The sequence below is a fragment of the Streptomyces cucumeris genome, assembly GCF_024295805.1.
Taxonomy (GTDB): domain Bacteria; phylum Actinomycetota; class Actinomycetes; order Streptomycetales; family Streptomycetaceae; genus Streptomyces; species Streptomyces cucumeris.
In genome coordinates, this window is sequence record NZ_JANCLX010000012.1 from 1 (window position 1) to 20,602 (window position 20,602).

General features: G+C 69.9%; 16 protein-coding genes, 1 tRNA gene and 1 pseudogene. 6 read left to right on the plus strand and 12 right to left on the minus strand.

The window, feature by feature from the left end; translation table 11 throughout:
* Nucleotides 1-343 precede the first annotated feature (343 nt).
* The 8 genes from NMK44_RS19115 to NMK44_RS19150 all read right to left on the minus strand — a co-directional run bounded on the left by NMK44_RS19115 (nucleotide 344) and on the right by NMK44_RS19150 (nucleotide 3,792).
* Entirely contained in the window at nucleotides 344-745 is a 402-nt protein-coding gene (locus NMK44_RS19115) for a PIN domain-containing protein (protein WP_254744684.1), read from the minus strand.
* Entirely contained in the window at nucleotides 742-990 is a 249-nt protein-coding gene (locus tag NMK44_RS19120; RefSeq protein WP_254744686.1) for a type II toxin-antitoxin system CcdA family antitoxin, read from the minus strand. Before NMK44_RS19120 ends, NMK44_RS19115 begins: the two co-directional genes overlap by 4 nt.
* 282 nt (nucleotides 991-1,272) lie before the next feature.
* Nucleotides 1,273-1,683 carry a type II toxin-antitoxin system VapC family toxin gene (locus tag NMK44_RS19125; protein WP_254744688.1) on the minus strand — a complete coding sequence of 137 codons (411 nt, stop codon included), beginning with the start codon at nucleotides 1,681-1,683 and terminating at the stop codon, nucleotides 1,273-1,275.
* Nucleotides 1,670-1,891 carry a hypothetical protein gene (locus tag NMK44_RS19130; RefSeq protein WP_254744690.1) on the minus strand — a complete coding sequence of 74 codons (222 nt, stop codon included), beginning with the start codon at nucleotides 1,889-1,891 and terminating at the stop codon, nucleotides 1,670-1,672. The genes NMK44_RS19125 and NMK44_RS19130 overlap by 14 nt, the downstream gene beginning before the upstream one ends.
* 395 nt (nucleotides 1,892-2,286) lie before the next feature.
* A complete protein-coding gene (locus tag NMK44_RS19135; RefSeq protein WP_254744692.1) occupies nucleotides 2,287-2,577 on the minus strand; it encodes a hypothetical protein in 291 nt (96 codons plus the stop codon).
* A complete protein-coding gene (locus tag NMK44_RS19140; RefSeq protein ID WP_254744694.1) occupies nucleotides 2,574-2,975 on the minus strand; it encodes a DUF6247 family protein in 402 nt (133 codons plus the stop codon). Before NMK44_RS19140 ends, NMK44_RS19135 begins: the two co-directional genes overlap by 4 nt.
* 278 nt (nucleotides 2,976-3,253) lie before the next feature.
* On the minus strand, nucleotides 3,254-3,529 hold the full coding sequence (locus tag NMK44_RS19145; protein ID WP_254744696.1) for a hypothetical protein: 276 nt from the start codon (nucleotides 3,527-3,529) through the stop codon (nucleotides 3,254-3,256).
* A gap of 189 nt (nucleotides 3,530-3,718) precedes the next feature.
* A tRNA-Gly gene (locus tag NMK44_RS19150) sits at nucleotides 3,719-3,792 on the minus strand.
* A gap of 562 nt (nucleotides 3,793-4,354) precedes the next feature.
* Here NMK44_RS19150 and dcd point away from each other — a divergent pair.
* Together dcd and NMK44_RS19160 are read left to right on the plus strand one after the other, a co-directional pair.
* Nucleotides 4,355-4,930: a dCTP deaminase gene (gene dcd, locus NMK44_RS19155; protein ID WP_254744697.1), complete on the plus strand. Its 576-nt coding sequence runs from the start codon at nucleotides 4,355-4,357 to the stop codon at nucleotides 4,928-4,930.
* 5 nt (nucleotides 4,931-4,935) lie between these two features.
* On the plus strand, nucleotides 4,936-5,451 hold the full coding sequence (locus NMK44_RS19160; RefSeq protein ID WP_254744699.1) for a phosphoribosyltransferase: 516 nt from the start codon (nucleotides 4,936-4,938) through the stop codon (nucleotides 5,449-5,451).
* 90 nt (nucleotides 5,452-5,541) lie between these two features.
* Here the strand turns inward: NMK44_RS19160 and NMK44_RS19165 are convergent, their stop codons facing one another.
* The 3 genes from NMK44_RS19165 to NMK44_RS19175 all read right to left on the minus strand — a co-directional run bounded on the left by NMK44_RS19165 (nucleotide 5,542) and on the right by NMK44_RS19175 (nucleotide 10,162).
* Nucleotides 5,542-6,519, minus strand: coding sequence for a Yip1 family protein (locus NMK44_RS19165; protein ID WP_254744701.1), 978 nt, complete (start codon nucleotides 6,517-6,519; stop codon nucleotides 5,542-5,544).
* Nucleotides 6,520-6,670: 151 nt separating this feature from the next.
* Nucleotides 6,671-8,176 (minus strand): FG-GAP and VCBS repeat-containing protein, encoded by a 1,506-nt coding sequence (locus NMK44_RS19170; protein ID WP_254744703.1) that lies wholly within the window; start codon nucleotides 8,174-8,176, stop codon nucleotides 6,671-6,673.
* 462 nt (nucleotides 8,177-8,638) lie between these two features.
* Nucleotides 8,639-10,162 (minus strand): FG-GAP repeat protein, encoded by a 1,524-nt coding sequence (locus NMK44_RS19175; RefSeq protein WP_254744704.1) that lies wholly within the window; start codon nucleotides 10,160-10,162, stop codon nucleotides 8,639-8,641.
* Between the two features lie 1,013 nt (nucleotides 10,163-11,175).
* Between NMK44_RS19175 and NMK44_RS19180 the strand changes: the two genes are divergently transcribed.
* Entirely contained in the window at nucleotides 11,176-14,166 is a 2,991-nt protein-coding gene (locus tag NMK44_RS19180; RefSeq protein WP_374215301.1) for a SpoIIE family protein phosphatase, read from the plus strand.
* Between the two features lie 84 nt (nucleotides 14,167-14,250).
* Here NMK44_RS19180 and NMK44_RS19185 read toward each other — a convergent pair whose 3' ends face one another.
* Entirely contained in the window at nucleotides 14,251-16,533 is a 2,283-nt protein-coding gene (locus NMK44_RS19185) for a (Fe-S)-binding protein (protein ID WP_254744708.1), read from the minus strand.
* Nucleotides 16,534-16,861: 328 nt separating this feature from the next.
* Between NMK44_RS19185 and dnaK the strand changes: the two are divergent.
* The 3 genes and pseudogenes from dnaK to dnaJ all read left to right on the plus strand — a co-directional run bounded on the left by dnaK (nucleotide 16,862) and on the right by dnaJ (nucleotide 20,600).
* Nucleotides 16,862-18,723: pseudogene (dnaK, locus tag NMK44_RS19190) on the plus strand (molecular chaperone DnaK).
* Complete coding sequence (gene grpE, locus NMK44_RS19195; RefSeq protein ID WP_254744709.1) at nucleotides 18,720-19,376, plus strand: nucleotide exchange factor GrpE; 657 nt, start codon at nucleotides 18,720-18,722, stop codon at nucleotides 19,374-19,376. The pseudogene dnaK and the gene grpE overlap by 4 nt, the downstream one beginning before the upstream one ends.
* Nucleotides 19,377-19,421: 45 nt before the next feature.
* Complete coding sequence (dnaJ, locus tag NMK44_RS19200) at nucleotides 19,422-20,600, plus strand: molecular chaperone DnaJ (protein WP_254744711.1); 1,179 nt, start codon at nucleotides 19,422-19,424, stop codon at nucleotides 20,598-20,600.
* Nucleotides 20,601-20,602: the final 2 nt, after the last annotated feature.

Here is a 20,602-nt window from a genome sequence, read left to right on the forward strand (position 1 = left end):
TCGCCGCCCGCGGACCGGATCCGCCGGCATCAGCGGCTCGATCCGGTCCCACATCGCATCGGTGATCACTAATCGGACAGGCACATCCGATCAACTCACCAACCCATCAAAGAGACACGCGCTAGCCAGCGGGCTCCGGGCGGGCGCCTCGCGCTGAAGCCAAGTCCGTTGCGGCGCTCGTCATCGGCTCACCGTCTGGACCGCCCGGTTCCTTGCGGGCGTCTCTCCACGCCCGCCGACTCACCCGTGCCGCAGCGCTCGACCGGGAAGCCCGTAGGAGCGGGAGGGACGCGTAGCTGGTGCGTCGTCCACCGCGCATCTGCCTGCCCTTAAGAGGCCTGTTTCATAGGCCAATCAATCGCACGCGGTCATTGCAGAGCCTGGCCATGTCGTCGGTGTCGGAGGTGAGTACGGCGACGGGTGGCGGCTGGCGCAGTGCTGCCTCAGCCACGGTGGCGTCGATCGCGTATTTGTGCCCGTGCAGTCCCGCTGACTTGAGTAGTTCGGCGGCAGCCTTGGCCGCCTGTTCGGTGACAGGTTCCACCTTGACCCGTGAGAGGGCCCAGTTCAGGCGTGGGAGGTTCACTCGCGAATGGCTGACTTCGACGATGGTGTTGGCGCTGACGACGAGATCAGCTCCCATCTCGTGGAACACCTGGAACATCGCGAGGATTTTGCGGTCCTGGGCAATCCAGGCGGACAGTCCCTGGGAGTCCAGGACGACGGTCTCAAGGTGCGTGCTCACGCGGCGTCCGTCTGGTCGGTACCCACAGCGGGGCCGAAGATCTTGGCGCGGGCATCGGCCAGCTCTTCGTCCGTGAAGGCGCCCTGCTCCTCCTGGTGGCGTCGCAGATCGTCGCCGAGGAGCTGGTGCCGGATCTGCCGGGCTACTGCTTCAGCCACGTAGCCAGACACGTTGTCCGTGAGCTTCCTCAACTCGGCGACCTGCTCGGTGGGTAGGGTGACGGTGATGCGTGTTGTGGCGGACATGAGGCCAGCATACTCCAGTATGCGTCTGCGTCGGGGATCGGTCGCGGACAGTCGTGTCTGTGAAAACACAGAAGGCCCGGGTCGCTGACCTGGGCCTCAGCCGTGGAGCGGGTGACGGGAATCGAACCCACGCTCTGCTTGGGAATCACCGTAGCTCTCGGGCGGTCCCACGGCCGTGGCCTGGGAAACCCCTTCGCGGGCGACTTCGACGTCGGCACCCGGGTGACCGCTGTTGACTGCGGTTCTCCGACTGTTCTGGCACGCATCTGGCACGCCGTGGCCTCACGGCAGGAGTGTCAGCGCTGGCACGTGGAGCGGCTTGATGGCACGGAAGTGGCGGTGATCAAGTGTGGCGACGCTGGGAGCCTTGAGGCGCTCTGCGAGGGCGACCACTGAGGCATCGGCAACGCCAAGAGGGAATCCGCGGTACTCCCGCATGAGTTCGGCCATGCGGGAAAGGTCGTCTCGCTCGGTGGATACCTGGACGAGGTCCTTTGCGGCAACGGCTTCGATGAGATTGATCTCTGCGTCGGGACTCACGTACTTGGCGAGCAGGTAACAGGCTTCGGTGAGTACGTACGGCGTGATCAGTAGCTCACCGTCGTGGGACTCCAGCAGCTCGGCACAGCTCTTGTGGTCGGGATCGTTCCGGTTCAGCAGGGAGACGATGGGGCCCGTGTCAACGATCAGCATCGGCCTCGCCGAGCTCCTCGCGAGCGATGTTCTTGGCGCGGGCTCCAAGATCGTCAGACGGTCCGTCGAAGCTGCGTAGGACGCGGAAGCGGCTCGGCGGAGGTGTCTTCACCAGTCGCAGGGCGTGCCGACGCAGCTCTTCGACTTGCTCAGGTTCAAGTCGCTCGATGATGTCGTGTAGATCGCTGTAGTCATGGGCGGCAGTCATCGTGACTCTCCCTGTCGGCCGTCTCTGCTGTCACGATAGCGCTCGACCTAGGACGTCGCCGAGGACTCGGCAAGTGATGGCGAATCGGGCACGCGACGCTGAGCGCGGTCTAGACAACAAACAAGGCCCGGGTCTGTGACCTGGGCCTTCGTCGTGGAGCGGGTGACGGGAATCGAACCCGCGCTCTGAGCTTGGGAATCACCGGGTAGTCGACACGGATCAGGTCGCTGACCAGCGCAAACGAGCACTGACGGCAAGCTGTCGTGCTTGCCGCAGCATCCGTCATTGACCGCTGTTTACCGCGCTATCTGGTGCGCTTCTGGTGCGGAACCCGGCGCACTGCCGACGAATCCGCTCCAGGGTCCAGTCCCGTGATAGCGAGATCTGTTCACCCGCTAAAGAGCGGAGAACGGGGGGATCACTCGCGTGATCGCGATGAGGTGCAGACGGGGGAGGGGCAGCGCGTAGAACCAGCCGTCGACGAGCAGGGGGATGCGCCGCACCCCGCCCGGCACGCCCCGTCGCGGTCCTTGACCGAGATCCGTGACGTCAACGCCGACCTCGGCCAGTGCAACCATCTCTCCCGCGAGGCGTTCAACCTCGGCAACCACCTGCGGAGGCAGACCCGACACCACGTGCTCGGCGTCCGGGTCATATTCCCAACGCCATGGGTCCCGGTCGCTCACGCCGCTCCCTGCTCCTGGTCGATGCCGGCTTCAGTGCATGCTTTGTCAAGGATGCGACCGATCTCCGCTGCAAGTTCGCGAGCCTCGTGGATATCGTCGGTCTCGGCCGCACGGGCTTCCAGCGCCCGCAGGCGGGCGGCCCGGTCCGGGTGGCGCTCGACGGCTACGTAGACGGCCCACTGCCCGACGAAGCGACGCATGGGTGCCGCGCTCACCTGCTCTCGGGACTGCCGTAGTGCCGCGGCGCGCTCGGCATCAAATGTCGGCAGTGCGTCCGGGGCGATCAGTGCAAGAGCAGCGCGCAGTTCCTCAGGCGTGCTCGCCGGCTGGGCGATGCGGTGAGTTTCCGGATCACTGTCGGCGATGTCGTGCATCGGATGTTCGGGCTGCGTGGTCATCGCGGTCTCCAGTGAGGATCGGCAAGTCCGCTGTGCGCCCTACGGTACGTGTTCGTCCTGCTCGTGCGCATGGAGATGCGCTCGTCCGCTCAAGTTCACTCGGCGGGCTGCTGAGCGCCGTCGACGTTGCCAGCGGCTGTCCTCCGCCGACGTCCGGATCTTGCCAGTGACTGTTCTCAGCGCGGCCAGACCGTGGAGGATCAGCCAACGGGCGCAGTTCGCCCACCAGCCGCGGCTGCCGTCGTGCCGTATTCATGAAGCTCAGGGAATCGGGATTCTCAAGCGATCTTGACTACGACAGGGAGGAACAGGCCACACCACACCTGTCGCAGCGATGTCGCGTTCAGATACGCGTCGAGGTCGTCACGAGTCTGGGCCTGGCGGATGACACGCTCGTACATCAGCCGGAAGTCTGCCTCGTCGGCCAGGTCGCAAATGTAGGGCGGTCCCCAGTCGATGTGGCGCAGCAGCGTGACGCCACCGGTTGTCGGCCCGTCCAACTCGGCGAGTGACTCCGGCAGTACGTACGGCTTCGCCGCTGCACACCTGCTCATGAATTCAGCATGGCTGATGTGGTCTCTCGGCGGCGCTGATCACACAGCCGAGCGCACCAGGGAGCGAACGCCGACGCGAGGGGACCGGCCGGCATGCCCGGCGCCTGATCTGGCACGCAACGGGCACGGGAGGCGTAGAGAGGTCTAGATAACAAACAAGGCCCGGGTCGCTGACCTGGGCCTTAGTCGTGGAGCGGGTGACGGGAATCGAACCCGCGCTCTGAGCTTGGGAAGCTCATGTTCTACCATTAAACTACACCCGCGAGGGCGCCCGATTGGCTGGCGCCGCATCGTCGCTCACTGTACCCCATGGCTGACCCCCGGCGCATTTGTCGTGGGGTCTTCTTGCTGTTCGGGGTGGTTTGGGAGGGGGAGAAGCGGCTGTTGGGGTGCGGGAGTTGGGGCGTACGGTGGGGGCGCGGAGTGCCGCGTGGAGCGGCAGGCGGTTGATCCCCTAATGTGGCTTTTGTCGTCCACGTCGTCCACATTCTTGGGGAAGGGACTCAATGGAGCGCACCGTCGTCCGTTGTGCTGAAGGACATGTGTTCAGCACCGCCTCGTTCCCGATGCAGCACCTCACCGCCGACCGGATCGGACCCGGGCGGCTGCTGCGGTGTCCGCGTTGTGCGCGGCTGCGGCATGCGGTGCCCGTGGGGCACCAGAAGCGGTAACCGATGAGCTCGGGGGCGAGGGCCCGGTCCACTGGGGCCGGGCCCTCCGCCGTACCCGGTACCCGGCGGCGGGGCGGACGTTCCGGTCGTCGCGGCTGGTCCGGGGTCGGGGGCTGGCCATGAGGGGTCATTCCGTTTTGCGTATCCTCATTGCGTGCTTCTCTCAGACAAGGACATCCGGACCGAGATCGACGCCGGGCGGGTGCGGATCGATCCGTATGACCCGACGATGGTGCAGCCCTCGAGTATTGACGTCAGGCTGGACCGGTTCTTCCGGGTGTTCGAGAACCACCGCTACCCGCATATCGACCCGGCGGTGGAGCAGCCCGATCTGACGCGGCTGGTGGAGCCCGAGGGCGACGACGCGTTCATCCTGCACCCCGGGGAGTTCGTCCTGGCGTCGACCCTTGAGGTCGTCAGCCTTCCGGATGACATCGCCTCCCGGCTGGAGGGAAAATCGAGCCTGGGGCGGCTGGGGCTGCTGACGCACTCCACAGCCGGGTTCATCGACCCGGGCTTCTCGGGGCATGTGACGCTCGAGCTGTCGAACGTCGCGACGCTGCCGATCATGCTGTGGCCGGGGATGAAGATCGGGCAGCTGTGCATGTTCCGGCTGACCTCGCCCGCCGAGCACCCCTACGGCTCGGCGCGTTACGGCTCCCGCTACCAGGGGCAGCGCGGCCCGACCCCCTCGCGGTCGTTCCAGAACTTCCACAGGACGCAGGTGTGACCGGGGTGAGTGACAGCGTGAGCGGGAGCGAGAAGCGGGAGAACCTCACCTACGAGCGGTTCGGCACCGCCGTCCGGGAGCTCGCGCAGACGATCGCGGACGACGGCTACGAGCCGGACGTCGTGCTCTCCATAGCCCGGGGCGGCGTCTTCGTCGCGGGCGGGCTGGCGTACGCGCTGGACTGCAAGAACATCCACCTGGTCAACGTGGAGTTCTACACCGGCGTCGGCACCACCCTCGAGATGCCGGTCATGCTGGCCCCGGTCCCCAACGTGATCGACTTCTCCGACAAGAAGGTGCTGATCGCGGACGATGTCGCGGACACCGGCAAGACGCTGAAGCTGGTGCGGGACTTCTGCCTCGGCACGGTCGCCGAGGTGCGCAGTGCCGTGATCTACGAGAAGTCGCAGTCACTGGTGAAGTGCGAGTACGTCTGGAAGCGCACCGACGAGTGGATCAACTTCCCGTGGTCGGTCGAACCGCCGATCGTGCGGCGCACGGGACAGGTGCTCGACGCCTGAGCGGCGTAAGGCCCAGGCGTGGACGTGGATGTGAGGGGTGCGGGGCCCGCTGGTGCGGGCCCCTCAATCGTTTCCGCCGCCGCGTGACGGCTACAGCGTGCCCAGCTTCAGCAGGCTCAGCAGCGCGACGAGCTGGATCGCCGACGCGCCCAGCGCCTTCGGCCACGGCAGGTCGTGCGACTTGCTCACCATCGAGGTGAAGAGCGCGCCCGCCGCCAGGCAGGTCGCCCAGCCCAGCACCTTCACCAGCGAGCTGTCACCGCCCAGGAAGAGCGCGAACAGCAGCCGCGGCGCGTCCGTGAGCGACATGATCAGCATCGACAGGCCGATGGTGGGCGCCCAGGCCCCGTCGCCGCCGAGCTGCCGGGCGAGGGTGTGCGTCACCGCGCCCAGCACCAGACCGCTGAGCACCATCGCGATGCCCGTGCACACCACCCACGGGATGCTGTTGGACACCGAGGCGTTGAGGACGTCCTCGCGGGCCTTTCCGAAACCGAACACCGCCAGCAGGCCGTAGACGAAGGTCACGACGAGCGCCGGGCCCCAGACCGGGTAGTCACGCATCTGGTAGAAGGTGGCCGCCGGGCGCAGCACGATGCCGCTCAGCAGTTCCTTCCAGTGCAGACGGGGGCCCGCGGGCGGCGCGGTGGAGGAGCCGGCGCGGTAGGTGTTGGCGTACCCGTCGTCGTACGACGGGTCATAGGCATCGGGTGCCTCGCCCACGCTGAACGCCTGTGTATGGCCCGAGTTGTTGTCGGCGTACGAGCCCCCGGGCGCGGAACCGTGCCCCTGCCCCGGTCCGTACGGCCCCTGGCCGCCCGGCCCCGGGCCGTAGCCTCTGGGGCCGTGGTCCGGCCCGTGTCCGGGGCCGGGACCGGGACCGTAGTACGGGTCCTGGTCGCCGCCGAAGTACTCCGGCTCTCCCTGTGTAGAGGGCTGCTGCCACTGCGGCTGCTGCTGGCCGTACGGGTCCTGCTGCCCGTACGGCGGCTGCTGCGGTCGCTGCTGCTGCCCTTGTCGCGCGGAGTGGGAGTCCCGTCCGCGTCCGATCCTGAATCCAGCCACCATTCGAACGTACCCGGTCGTTCGGGGCACAGTGCCGGAGTGGTGGGACAGCCGGGGCATTGCGGCCGACCTGTGACATCCCTTAGGGGGACCCGGAGGGGCTGTCCCCCTGCCGGGCGGTGGAGTTGCCACCACCTGGTGGTGGCAAACGGTGTCAGTCGTCGTCCGCGTACGGATCGCTGGTGAACGCCGTCAGGTCCTTCCGGCCGTCCGTGATCCACCAGCGTTCGGGGTGTTCGCCGTAGAGCGAGAAGGTGATGCCGCGGCCCCAGGCGAGGACCACCTCGTCCTTCCCGTCGTGGTCGAAGTCGGTGACCCGGTAGAGCCGGGCCGCGCGCTCGCCCTTGCGGACCTTCTTGCCCTCCAGCCGGGCCGGGGCGGCGCGGGTCAGCGTGCGGCGGTCGGTGACCGTGCCCGGGGACTCGCGGCGCAGGGTCAACAGCTCCACGCCGCCCGCGCCGAGCGAGACGGCCAGCTCGTCGATCTTGTCGCCGTTGGTGTCGGCGGACGCCAGGACGCCGGACATCTTCGGCACCTTGATCGAGTGCGGGGTGTGGTTCCCGGTCCGGCTCGCCGCGTGCGGATAGACGCTGACCGTCTCGCCGACGTCCGGCCGTTCGGTCTCGTTGCCGGGTTCGTCGTTGCGGCTGCCGCTGTCGCCGACGGCGACGTCCCGCTTGCCGTCGCCGTCGAAGTCGCCGAAGGTCACGGAGTTGCCCTCGCGCAGCGCGAGCCCGGTGGGGCGCAGGCCGCGGGGGCCCGCGGCCATGAGGGTGGAGCCGGACTGCTCCTCGTCGTTGAGCGCGTGCACGACCAGGTCGGTGGGCCGGTCGCCATCGATGTCGTCGGCGATGAGCTCGCCGATCTCGCCGCGCCGGCCGTGGTCGTCCAGGGGGCTGGCGTACGGCACGGTCTTCGCGGCCTTGCCCGCCCTGTTGAACGGCCCGTACATCACCAGCAGGGAGCGGCGGTCGGCGCGGATCAGTGCCAGGTCGTGGTGGCCGTCGCCGTTGAAGTCGCCCACGGTCGGGCGCTGGGTGTCCACGCCGTCCTCGGGGCCGGTGAGCTGGACGCGGGCGGCGGCCCGGGTCTTGCGCGGTCCGCCCGCCGAGCCCCAGGAGATGTAGGGGACGATCCGGACGGTGGCGCCGGTGCGCTCGGCCTCGCGCTTGCTGAGCCGTTCGCCCGCGGCCGTGGTCACGTCCGCGTAGCCGTCGCCGTCGAAGTCGGCCGTGGTGACCTCGCTCGCGCCCGCGACGGTGACGTCTGCGGCGGGCAGCCCGAGGTCCTGGCGCCGCAGGACGGTGCGGGTGGCGGGGTTCAGCCCCTTCGCGGAGCCGTAGACGAAGCCGGTACGGGTCGGCAGGCCCTCCTTGCGGGAGGGGACGGGGAGCTGGAGGTCCGGGTAGCCGTCGCCGTTGAGGTCGTCCGGCAGCCGGCTGCCCTTGCCGTGCGGGACGGGGGCGGAGGCGCTGGGGGTGATGACGCCTCCCGCCGCGGCGTCGGAGGGGGCCGGGGAGTCCTCGTCGCCGCCGCCGAGCCCGCAGGCGGTCAGCAGCAGCGCGAGCGCGGCCGCGCAGGCGGCTCCGGCGGAGGTGCGGTACGGGGATCCCGGGACGCGTCCTGGCGGTGGTGCGGTGGGGGGAGGCGCAGGCGTCATCGAGCCACCTCAACCCATCGGGTGGGGGCCTGTCCAATGGACGGGGTCGATTCGTTACCGGTGCGATACCGGGACGGCACCCGGCAGACCCGCCCACACCGACGCGGACGGGGCCCCGGCGGGCGCCCACGCCGCCGCGGGCCGTGCCCGTCGCCCCGGGGCTCACCGCGCGCCGGGGCCGCGCCCGGCCCCGGCGGAAGCCCGATGTCCGACCGGGCGGCGTCGGAGCCGCCCTCGGCGGGACTCGGCGCGGTGCGGTGTCACCGCAGGTGTCACCGCACCGAAGTACCTCGTCCGCTCGTTGCCGTGACGCCTTGCGCGGGCGGCGGACGGCCCGTGGGCGTGCGGCGGCGGCCCCGGACGGGCCGTCCCGCGCGCCTCGCACCCGAGGGCCGCGCCGCTGGTGCCGCTTGGTCCGCGCCCCGCGCCGGGGTGGGCGCCCGCCGGGCCCCGCCGCCGGGCTCAGTGGTTGAGGACCGAGGCGAAGGCCGCGTCGCGGTAGGGGAGGCCGAGTTTCGGGGCGCTGAAGGAGGTCGCCGCCTTGGTGGTGAGGCCCGAGGCGGAGCCTCGGAGGACCCAGGCGGCGCCGTCGGCGGTGGCGCGGGCCGTGACGTCCTCGCCGGCGGCGCTCGCGGCGAGGTCCGAGCTGCCGTCGGCGTCGGTGTCGGCGAGGCGGACGGCGGAGCCGAAGTGGTCCTTGCGCTCACCGGTGCCCGGGACACCCGCCGTGTCCTGGTGGACGATCTGGGCGCCGGTGCCGGTCAGGCCCCTCGCGCTGCCCTTGAGGAGGACGACGGAGCCGGTGGCGGCCCGGCCGCCGATCTCCTCGCCGGGGACGCCGACGGCCACGTCCGCATAGCCGTCGGCATCCGCGTCGCCGACGGAGACGGCGGCGCCGAAGTGGTCCACCCACTCGCTCGCCCCGGGCACGCCCGGGGTGTCCTGGTGGAGGAGTGCACGGCGGCGTCCGGCGCCCAGGCCGTCCTCGGTGCCGTAGTAGACGGTGATCTGGCCCCCGGAGGCGGACGGGTCGTCCACGGAGTCCGGGCAGCAGGTGGTGCCCGCCCCGGTGACCAGGTCGGCGAAGCCGTCCTTGTCGAGGTCGCCGACCGCGGCCGTCTCCGGGACGGCCGAGGTGCCGTCGGTGAGCCGGCGCTGGTGGGCGACGCCGTCCGGGCCGCCGGTGTAGACGGCCGCCCAGGCGGGGCTCGCCTCGTCCGCGTCCTGTTCGCCGTAGACGACGACACCGCTGCTGCCCGAGCCGGTGAAGTCACCGGTGGCCAGACCGGCGGGCTCCTCGGCGAGACCGTCGGTGACGAGCGTGGCGGCGGCGGGGCGGGCGCGGGTGAAGCCGTCGTCGTACGTCCACAGGCCGGCGCCGCCGAGCACCACCAGGTTCTCGCCCCCGTCGCCGTCGAGGTCGGCCACGGCGATGTCCCTGCCGAAGGGGTGCCCGCCGGGCACCGCCCTGGTGGGTACGGCGGTGCCGCCGGTGAGGCCGTGCGCACCGCCCCAGACCACCGTGACGGAGCCCGTGACGGAATCCGAGCCGTCGCCGCCGTCGTCCGCCCTCTCACCCGTCGCGGCGACGACGAGGTCGTCGTAGCCGTCGCCGTCGAGGTCGCCGCCGGTGACCCGGGCGCCGAAGGCGTCACCGGCCTCGGCGGTGCCGGGGACGCCGCCCGCGCCCTGGGTGAGGGTGGTGGAGCGGGAGGGGGAGACGCCGTTCGCGGAGCCGTAGACCACCACGGCCTGGCCCGCGCCCGCCGCGCCGCCGACGGGGGCCTCGGGGGTGGTGGTGACCAGGTCCGCGTAGCCGTCGCCGTTGAAGTCGTCGCGCAGGGTCTCGGCGGTGGGGCGCTGTGCGGACGGGCTCGTCACCGGTCGCCCGTCGTCGCTGAGGGCGGCGTGGACCACCGGGATACCGATGGCTCCGGCCGCCGCGGCCGTGACGGCGGTGGCGATGGCGACGTTCCGTATGCGCACAGGAGCTCCCGGAGGTCGGCGGGGCGGGCCCGGAGGGGCTGGGGCGTAAGGGGTCTGGAACCGGCGGACGGGGGGGGGTCTGGAATTGGCAGATATATGACACGCGAAAGGGGTGTGGGCGCGGGGCCGGGCGCGTCGGCGCCCGGTGTGACCCCCTGGGGGCGCGGATGGTTGCCCCCGGGGGTGTGCGGGTGCTGTGCCGGTGGCGTGAAGGCGGGCGCACCACGGACCGCCGCGGCCGTCGGTACGGGCCCTGTGCCGCTCCGGCTCGGCGACGCGGGGTCGCGCGTCCGCCACGGGCTGTGCGGCGCCCCGCTGACCTGCTCCGGCCGCCCGCTCGCGCCCGCCGGGCCATCGGTCGCCGCGCGCTCCGGTCGACCGCGGGTCGACCGCCGGTCGCCGGTCGATCGGGTCCCGTCGGGGCCCGGATCGAGGGCTGGTAGAACCGTCAACTACAGCACACCAACGTGGCAGTTGTGCTGTTTCCGGCGGATCACGGACCGATCCATCCGCTTGGCAGTAAAGATGACCTTTGGAGCACAAGGTCTGTCCAGGACATTTACCAATGGGTGGTTGGGGCATGATCCTGTAGAGATTCGCAACGTTGTTGTGAGAAGGGATACTTCACGGCCAGGATCGGTACATGTTGGAAGCGGGCGAGCGGGGGCAGCCATGTGCGTATCGCACGGAGCGCGGGTTAGCGGTGAGGCGGCGAGAGTGGTGATGGAGGGAGCGGGCGGGGTGTAGTCGCGATGTCGGACGGGAGTGGCCGGCCGGCAGCGGCGGATGCCGCTCGCCCGCCGCGAGACGAGGGTGCTAGAAATAACGACATGGCCGGACTTTTCGGTCGATCACGGGTTCCGTTGGCCCGCACGATGACCGACTGGCGCCCACGGAATCGGCGTGAGGAGCCGCGCTCGGAGCAGGTGAGGCCCGAGCGCCGGAAGCATCGGGATCAGCCGGACCGGCTCGATCCCCGGGACCGGGATCCGCGCGATCCCGGTGAGCGGCGGATGGGAGCGGCGCTCCCGCACGCCCCCGTCGGGCCGCGCGGCCCCGGAGGGCCTCGGCGGCGTCGCCGCGGCCCGCTCGGCGCTGTGCGCACGGTCGCGGGCCAGGTGTTCGTCCTCCAGGTGGGCGTCGTGCTGCTGCTCGTCGTCGCCGCCGTGGTCGCGCTCGTCCTCCAGGCCCGCTACGACAGCGAGCGCGAGGCGCGCAACCGCTCGATGGCCGTCGCCGAGAGCTTCGCCAGCGCCCCGGGCATCGTCGCCGCGATGCGCGGCCCCGACCCCACCCGTGAGCTCCAGCCGCTCGCCGAGCGGGCCCGTGAGGGCTCCGGGGTCGACTTCATCGTCGCCATGTCGCCGGACGGCATCCGCTACACCCACCCCAATCCGCACCGGATCGGGAAGCACTTCATGGGCAGCATCGGGCCCGCGGTGGAGGGCCGGACGGTCACCGAGACCTTCACCGGCACCCTAGGTCTCTCCGTGCGGTCCGTGGTGCCCGTCTTCGACGACCGGGGCAGGGTCGTCGGCCTGGTCTCGGCCGGGATCACGATCAAGAAGGTCAGCGGGGCGGCCGACCACCAGCTACCGCTGCTCTTCGGCGCCGCCGCGGCCGCGCTCGCGCTGGCCACGGCCGGTACCGCACTGGTCAGCAGGCGGCTGCGGCGTCAGACCCACGGTCTTGACCCGGCCGAGATGACGCGGATGTACGAGCACCATGACGCGGTGCTGCACGCGGTGCGCGAAGGCGTGCTGATCGTCGGCGGCGACGGCCGTCTGGTGCTGGCCAACGACGAGGCGCGGCGGCTGTTCGACCTGCCGCCGGACGCCGAGGGGCGTCCGGTGGCCGAGCTGGGCTTCGATCCGCACACGGCCGCGCTGCTGACCTCCGGCCGCCCGGCCACCGACGAGGTGCACACCGCCGGTGAGCGGCTGCTGTCCGTCAGCCACCGGCCCACCGACCGCAACGGCGGCCCGCCCGGCAGCGTCGCGACCCTGCGGGACACCACCGAGCTGCGCGCCCTGTCCGGCAAGGTCGACCTCGCGCGCAAGCGGCTGAAGCTGCTGTACGACGCGGGCGTGTCCATCGGCACCACCCTGGACGTGGTGCGCACCGCCCAGGAGCTGGCGGAGTACGCGGTCGCGCGGTTCGCCGACTACGTCTCGGTGGACCTGGCGGACTCGGTGCTGCGCGGCGAGGAGCCGCAGGACGGCGACATGGGCACCAGCACGGGCACCAGCACCGCCACGGGCCCCGCCCTGGGGCTGCCCGTCCCGGGCGCGGTCCCCGACGGCACGCCCCACCGCGCAGGAACGATCCCGGGCGGGGAGACGGCCGGGGCGGGGACGGTCCACGCGGCGGGCACCACCCGGGGCACCGGGGTGATCCAGGGCGTGGTCGTACCGCACCAGTCGGTACCGGCGGACGCCGGTACCGTGCCGGACGCGTTCACGGCGAACGACGAGGGGCAGCCCACCGCCCTGCGGCGTACGGCCCTCAGCGGTATCCGCGACGATGTGCCGCTCTACCCCGTCGGGATGCTGATCCAGTTCGGTGCCGGCGCCCCGCAGGCCAGGGGGTTCCGCACCGGCGCGGTGACGGTCGAACCGGTGCTGGGCGACTTCGGGGGGTGGCAGGCGCAGGACCCCGAGCACGCCCAGGAGATCGTGGACTTCGGTATCCACTCGATGATCACGGTCCCGCTGCGGGCCCGGGGCGTGGTGCTGGGCGTGGCCAGCTTCATGCGGGCGGAGAAGCCGGAGCCGTTCGAGGAGGACGATGTCTCCCTCGCCGAGGAGCTGGTCACCCGCGCCGCCGTCAGCATTGACAACGCCCGCCGGTACACCCGCGAGCACACCATGGCGGTCACGCTCCAGCGCAGTCTGCTGCCCCGGGTGCTGCCCGAACAGGACGCCCTGGACGTGGCGTACCGCTATCTGCCTGCAGAATCGGGCGTCGGCGGCGACTGGTTCGATGTGATCCCGTTGCCGGGTGCGCGGGTGGCGCTGGTGGTGGGGGATGTGGTGGGTCATGGTCTGCATGCGGCGGCGACGATGGGTCGGTTGCGGACGGCGGTGCACAATTTCTCGACGCTGGATCTGCCGCCGGACGAGATCCTGTCGCATCTGGACGATCTGATCGCCCGTATCGACCAGGACGAGCGCGGCGCGGGCGCCGAGAGCGCCGACGCCGGGACCGAAGTGATCACCGGTGCCACCTGTCTGTACGCGATCTACGACCCGGTGACCCGCCGCTGCACGATGGCGCGGGCCGGGCATCCGCCGCCCGCGGTGGTGAGCCCGGACGGTTCGGTGGAGTTCCCCGATCTGCCCGCGGGACCGCCGCTGGGCCTGGGCGGGCTGCCGTTCGAGACCGCCGAGCTGGAGCTGGCGGAGGGCAGCCATCTGGTGCTCTACACCGATGGGTTGATCGAGAAGCGCGACCGGGACATCGACATCGGCCTGGAGCTGCTGAGCGACGCCCTCTCCCACCCCGGCCGGACCCCGGAGGAGTCCTGTACGGCGGTGCTGGACGCGTTGCTGCCCGACCGCCCCAGCGATGACATCGCGCTGATCGTGGCGCGCACCCGGGTGCTGGAGCCGGGCCGGATCGCGGACTGCGAGGTGCCCTCCGACCCGGCGCATGTCGCCGAGGTACGGGCGGCGGTGGCGCGGAAGCTGGCCGAATGGGACCTGGGCGACGTCGCGTTCACCACCGAGCTGATCCTCAGCGAGCTGATCACCAACGCGATCCGCTACGCCACCGGTCCGATCCGGGTGCGGCTGCTCTGTGACCGCAGTCTGATCTGCGAGGTCTCGGACACCAGCAGTACTTCACCGCATCTGCGCTACGCCGCCACGACGGACGAGGGCGGCCGGGGGCTGTTCCTGGTCTCGCAGTTCGCCGACCGCTGGGGCACCCGCTACACACCGGACGGCAAGGTCATCTGGGCCGAACTGGCGCTGCCCCAGCAGAAGAACGGCAAGCGGCACTAGGGACCGGCGGCCGGATACGACGGACGGGGCCCGCCCGCGCATCGCGCGGACGGGCCCCGTCCGATATCGGGAGTGCTCCCGGCCCTACTTCACCGGCTCGGGCTCCGGCTCCTCGGCCGTCTCGCCGTCGCCCTCGGGGTCGGCGGGCGTCTTCACCGAGTCGAGCAGAAGCTGGGCGACGTCGACGACCTGGACGGACTCCTTCGCCTTGCCGTCGTTCTTCTTGCCGTTGACCGAGTCGGTCAGCATCACCAGACAGAACGGGCAGGCGGTCGAGACGATGTCGGGGTTGAGCGACAGCGCCTCGTCCACGCGCTCGTTGTTGATGCGCTTGCCGATCCGCTCTTCCATCCACATCCGGGCACCGCCCGCGCCACAGCAGAAGCCGCGCTCCTTGTGGCGGTGCATCTCCTCGTTCCGCAGGCCCGGCACCTTGGCGATGATCTCGCGCGGCGGGGTGTAGACCTTGTTGTGGCGGCCCAGGTAGCAGGGGTCGTGGTAGGTGATCAGACCCTCGACCGGGGTGACGGGGGTGAGCTTGCCCTCGTCGACGAGGTGCTGGAGGAGCTGGGTGTGGTGGATGACCTCGTACTCGCCGCCGAGCTGGGGGTACTCGTTCGCGATGGTGTTGAAGCAGTGCGGGCAGGTCGCGACGATCTTCTTCGAGGACTTCGGCTTCTTGGTCGACTCGTCCACCTCGCCGTCCTCGTCGAGGGACTCACCGAAGGCCGCGTTCAGCGTGGCCACGTTCTCCGCGCCGAGCTGCTGGAAGAGGAACTCGTTGCCCAGACGGCGCGGTGAGTCACCGGTGCACTTCTCGTCGCCGCCCATGATCGCGAACTTGACGCCCGCGATGTGCAGCAGCTCCGCGAAGGCCTTGGTGGTCTTCTTGGCGCGGTCCTCCAGGGCACCGGCACAGCCGACCCAGTAGAGGTACTCGACCTCGGTGAGGTCCTCGATGTCCGTGCCGACGACCGGCACCTCGAAGTCGACTTCCTTGGTCCATGCCAGCCGCTGCTTCTTGGCCAGGCCCCAGGGGTTGCCCTTCTTCTCCAGGTTCTTGAGCATCGTGCCCGCCTCGCTGGGGAAGCTGGACTCGATCATCACCTGGTAGCGGCGCATGTCGACGATGTGGTCGACATGCTCGATGTCCACCGGGCACTGCTCGACACAGGCGCCGCAGGTGGTGCAGGACCACAGCACATCGGGGTCGATGACGCCGTTCTCCTCCAGCGTCCCGATCAGCGGGCGCTCGGCTTCCGCGAGGGCGGCCGCGGGCACGTCCTTGAGCTGCTCCTCGGTGGCCTTCTCCTCGCCCTCCATGGACGTGCCGCCGCCCGCGAGCAGATACGGGGCCTTGGCGTGCGAGTGGTCCCGCAGCGCCATGATCAGCAGCTTGGGGGAGAGCGGCTTACCGGTGTTCCAGGCCGGGCACTGCGACTGGCAGCGGCCGCACTCGGTGCAGGTGGAGAAGTCGAGGATGCCCTTCCAGGAGAAGTGCTCGATCTGGGAGACGCCGAACTGGTCGTCCTCGCCCGGGTCCTCGAAGTCGATCGGCTTGCCCTCGCTGGTCATCGGCAGCAGCGCGCCGAGGGCGACCTCGCCGTCCGCGTTCCGCTTGAACCAGATGTTGGGGAAGGCGAGGAAGCGGTGCCAGGCGATGCTCATGTCGATGTTCAGGGAGACCGTGATCATCCAGATGAACGACGTGGCGATCTTCACCATGGCGACGAAGTAGGTGAGGTTCTGCAGCGTGGTCAGGCTCAGCCCCTTGAAGGCCAGGACCAGCGGGTACGAGAACAGGTACCCCGGCTCGTAGCTCTCCACGTGGTGCAGTGCGCCCTCGAGGCCGCGCAGCGTCATGATGCACACGCCGACGATGAGGATGACGTACTCGACGAAGTACGCCTGCCAGCTCGTCGAGCCCGCGAAACGGGACTTGCGCCCGGCCCGCGACGGCAGGTTGAGCTGGCGGATGACGATGAGGGTGAGGATGCCCAGGGTGGTCCCGGTCCCCATCACCTCGACCAGCAGCTCCCACGGCAGCCACTCACCGATGACCGGGAGCAGCCAGTCGGCCTGGAAGAGCTGGCCGAAGGCGTTGGCGATGGTGAGGAGCAGGCTGAGGAAGCCGACCGCGACGAACCAGTGGGCGACGCCGACGACGCCCCACTTGTTCATCCGGGTGTGCCCGACGAACTCCCGGACCAGGGTCACCGAGCGCTGCCAGGGATTGTCGGTCCGCAGCCCCGCCGGGACCGGCGCGCCGAGCATGAAGAAACGCACGAACTGCACGACGGCGCGGCCTAGCAGGGCAACGCCGACCGCGATGAGGACCAGCGACACGATGATCGCGGCGAGTTGCATGTGGGGCTCCTCGAACCTGCGAGAGCGGTGCTTACTAAGCAGTAACTTAATTCGTCCTGACCGACATTACCCGTCTGGGTGCTACCTCATGTAGCCGACCGGCCGGTGATCTGTGTCGCTCAGGGTGCCCTCTCCTGGCGCCCCGTGGCGCCGTTTTCCGGGCGCTGTTCCCGGGTCCGCGTCCGGGTGTGTGCCCCCTTGGTCATAAGGGTCATATAAAAGTTGAGTCGGTGCGACTCAGGTCTGTTGACAGGCTGCAGCGGATCATGCACGCTTGAGTCTGTTGCACTCAATGCTGTACTCGAAGCGGTAGCTGGAGGATTGCGAAATGGCTCGTGCGGTCGGCATCGACCTGGGTACGACGAACTCCGTCGTCAGTGTTCTCGAAGGCGGTGAGCCCACCGTCATCACCAACGCCGAGGGCGCCAGGACCACGCCGTCCGTCGTCGCGTTCGCGAAGAACGGCGAGGTGCTGGTCGGCGAGGTGGCCAAGCGCCAGGCGGTCACCAACGTGGACCGGACCATCCGCTCGGTCAAGCGCCACATGGGCACCGACTGGAAGGTCAACCTGGATGGCAAGGACTTCAACCCGCAGCAGATGAGCGCCTTCATCCTGCAGAAGCTCAAGCGGGATGCGGAGTCGTACCTCGGCGAGAAGGTCGCTGACGCGGTCATCACCGTCCCGGCGTACTTCAACGACGCCGAGCGCCAGGCGACCAAGGAAGCCGGTGAGATCGCGGGCCTCAACGTCCTGCGTATCGTCAACGAGCCTACCGCCGCCGCGCTCGCGTACGGCCTGGAGAAGGACGACCAGACCATCCTGGTCTTCGACCTCGGCGGCGGCACCTTCGACGTCTCGCTGCTGGAGATCGGCGACGGCGTGGTGGAGGTCAAGGCCACCAACGGTGACAACCACCTCGGTGGTGACGACTGGGACCAGCGCGTCGTCGACTACCTGGTCAAGCAGTTCAACAACGGCCACGGCGTGGACCTGTCCAAGGACAAGATGGCGCTCCAGCGCCTCCGCGAGGCCGCCGAGAAGGCGAAGATCGAGCTCTCCAGCTCGTCCGAGACCACCATCAACCTGCCCTACATCACGGCCTCCGCCGAGGGCCCGCTGCACCTGGACGAGAAGCTCACCCGCGCCCAGTTCCAGCAGCTCACCTCCGACCTGCTGGAGCGCTGCAAGACCCCGTTCCACAACGTCATCAAGGACGCCGGTATCGCGCTGTCCGAGATCGACCACGTGGTCCTGGTCGGCGGTTCCACCCGGATGCCCGCCGTCGCCGAGCTCGTCAAGGAGCTGACCGGCGGCAAGGAGGCCAACAAGGGTGTGAACCCGGACGAGGTCGTCGCCATCGGCGCGTCCCTCCAGGCCGGTGTGCTCAAGGGTGAGGTCAAGGACGTCCTGCTGCTGGACGTCACCCCGCTGTCCCTCGGTATCGAGACCAAGGGCGGCATCATGACCAAGCTGATCGAGCGCAACACCAGATCCCGACCAAGCGCTCGGAGATCTTCACCACGGCCGAGGACAACCAGCCGTCCGTGCAGATCCAGGTCTACCAGGGCGAGCGCGAGATCGCCGCGTACAACAAGAAGCTCGGGATGTTCGAGCTCACCGGTCTGCCCCCGGCGCCCCGCGGCGTCCCGCAGATCGAGGTCACCTTCGACATCGACGCCAACGGCATCATGCACGTCGGCGCGAAGGACCTGGGCACCGGCAAGGAGCAGAAGATGACCGTCACCGGTGGCTCCGCGCTGCCGAAGGACGACATCGACCGCATGATGCGCGAGGCCGAGCAGTACGCGGAGGAGGACCACAAGCGCCGCGAGGCCGCCGAGACCCGCAACCAGGCCGAGCAGCTCGTCTACCAGACGGACAAGTTCCTCAAGGACAACGAGGACAAGGTCCCCGGCGATGTGAAGACCGAGGTCGAGGAGTCGCTCACCGAGCTCAAGGAGAAGCTCAAGGGCGACGACACGGCCGAGATCCGCACCGCCACCGAGAAGGTCGCCGCCGTCAGCCAGAAGCTGGGCCAGGCCATGTACGCGCAGGGCGAGGGCGCGGCCGCCGGTGCCGCCGCCGGTGAGCCGGGCGCCGAGGGCCAGGCCAAGGCCGACGACGACGTGGTGGACGCCGAGATCGTCGACGACGAGAAGGCCGACAAGGGCCAGGGTGGTGCCGCGTGACGGAGGAGACCCCGGGCTTCGAGGAGCAGCCCGACGTCCCCTCCGAAGCCGCGCAGACCCCTGACGACGCGGCGAAGGGCGCCGGGTCCGCCGACAAGGCGGGTCCGGCCCCCGCAGGGGACATCGAACAGGTGGCCATTCAGGCGCAGCTGGACCAGGTCCGTACCGCGCTCAACGAGCGGACGGCCGACCTCCAGCGGCTCCAGGCGGAGTACCAGAACTACCGGCGCCGGGTCGAGCGGGACCGGGTCACGGTCAAGGAGGTCGCCGTGGCGAACCTCCTGTCCGAACTGCTGCCCGTGCTCGACGACGTCGGCCGCGCCCGTGAACACGGCGAGCTGGTCGGCGGCTTCAAGTCCGTCGCCGAATCGCTGGAGACGGTGGCGGCGAAGCTGGGCCTGCAGCAGTTCGGCAAGGAGGGCGAGCCCTTCGACCCGCTGGTGCACGAGGCGTTGATGCACTCGTACGCACCGGATGTCACCGAGACGACGTGCGTGCAGATTCTCCAGCCGGGGTATCGAATCGGCGAGCGTACGATCCGACCGGCCCGGGTCGCGGTCGCCGAGCCCCAGCCGGGCGCCGGCTCCGCCAAGGGCGGCGAGGGCGAGGCTCCGGCCGCGGACGAGGAGAGCGGTGGCCCGGACGAGGGCTGACGCGACGGTGACGACGGACAGCGCAGGAGAGGAGGGACGTCGGGGATGAGCACCAAGGACTTCGTCGAGAAGGACTACTACAAGGTTCTCGGCGTCCCCAAGGACGCGACCGAGGCGGAGATCAAGAAGGCGTACCGGAAGCTCGCGCGCGAGTTCCACCCGGACGCCAACAAGGGCGATGCCAAGGCCGAGGAGCGCTTCAAGGAGATCTCCGAGGCCAATGACATCCTCGGCGATCCCAAGCGGCGCAAGGAGTACGACGAGGCCCGGGCACTGTTCGGGAACGGCGGCTTCCGCCCCGGTCCCGGCGGTCCGGGCTCCACCGGCAGCTTCAACTTCGACCTGGGCGACCTCTTCGGCGGTGCCCAGGGCGGCGGCGGGAGCGCGGGTGGTTTCGGCGGCGGTCTGGGGGACGTCTTCGGCGGCCTCTTCAACCGCGGCGGCGGCTCCCGTACCCAGCCCAGACGCGGTCAGGACGTCGAGTCCGAGGTGACGCTGAGCTTCACCGAGGCGGTGGAGGGGGCCACGGTCCCCCTGCGGATGTCCAGCCAGGCCCCGTGCAAGGCGTGTTCCGGCACCGGCGACCAGAACGGCACCCCCAGGGTCTGCCCGACCTGCGTCGGCACCGGACAGGTCAGCCGCGGCGGCGGGGGCGGTTTCTCGCTCACCGATCCGTGCGTGGAGTGCCGGGGCCGCGGGCTGATCGCACAGAATCCGTGCGAGACCTGCAAGGGCAGCGGACGGGCTCGTTCCGCCCGCACCATGCAGGTCCGGATCCCCGCGGGCGTCAGTGACGGCCAGCGGATCCGGCTGCGCGGCAAGGGCGCCCCGGGCGAGACCGGCGGTCCGGCCGGTGACCTCTACGTCATCGTCCATGTGGACGCGCATCCGGTCTTCGGCCGCAAGGGGGACAACCTGACCGTCACCGTGCCCGTCTCCCTCCCGGAGGCGGCGCTCGGCGGCGAGATCAAGGTTCCGACGCTGGGCGGCCCGCCGGTCACCCTGAAGCTGCCGGCCGGTACGCCGGGCGGCCGGACCATGCGGGCCCGCGGCAAGGGCGCGGTGCGCAAGGACGGCACCCGGGGTGATCTGCTGGTCACCGTCGAGGTCACGGTGCCGAAGGACCTCAGCGACGCGGCGCGTGAAGCGCTGGAGTCGTATCGCGAGGCGACCGCGGACGAGGACCCGCGGGCGGAGCTGTTCAAGGCCGCGAAGGGAGCGTGACC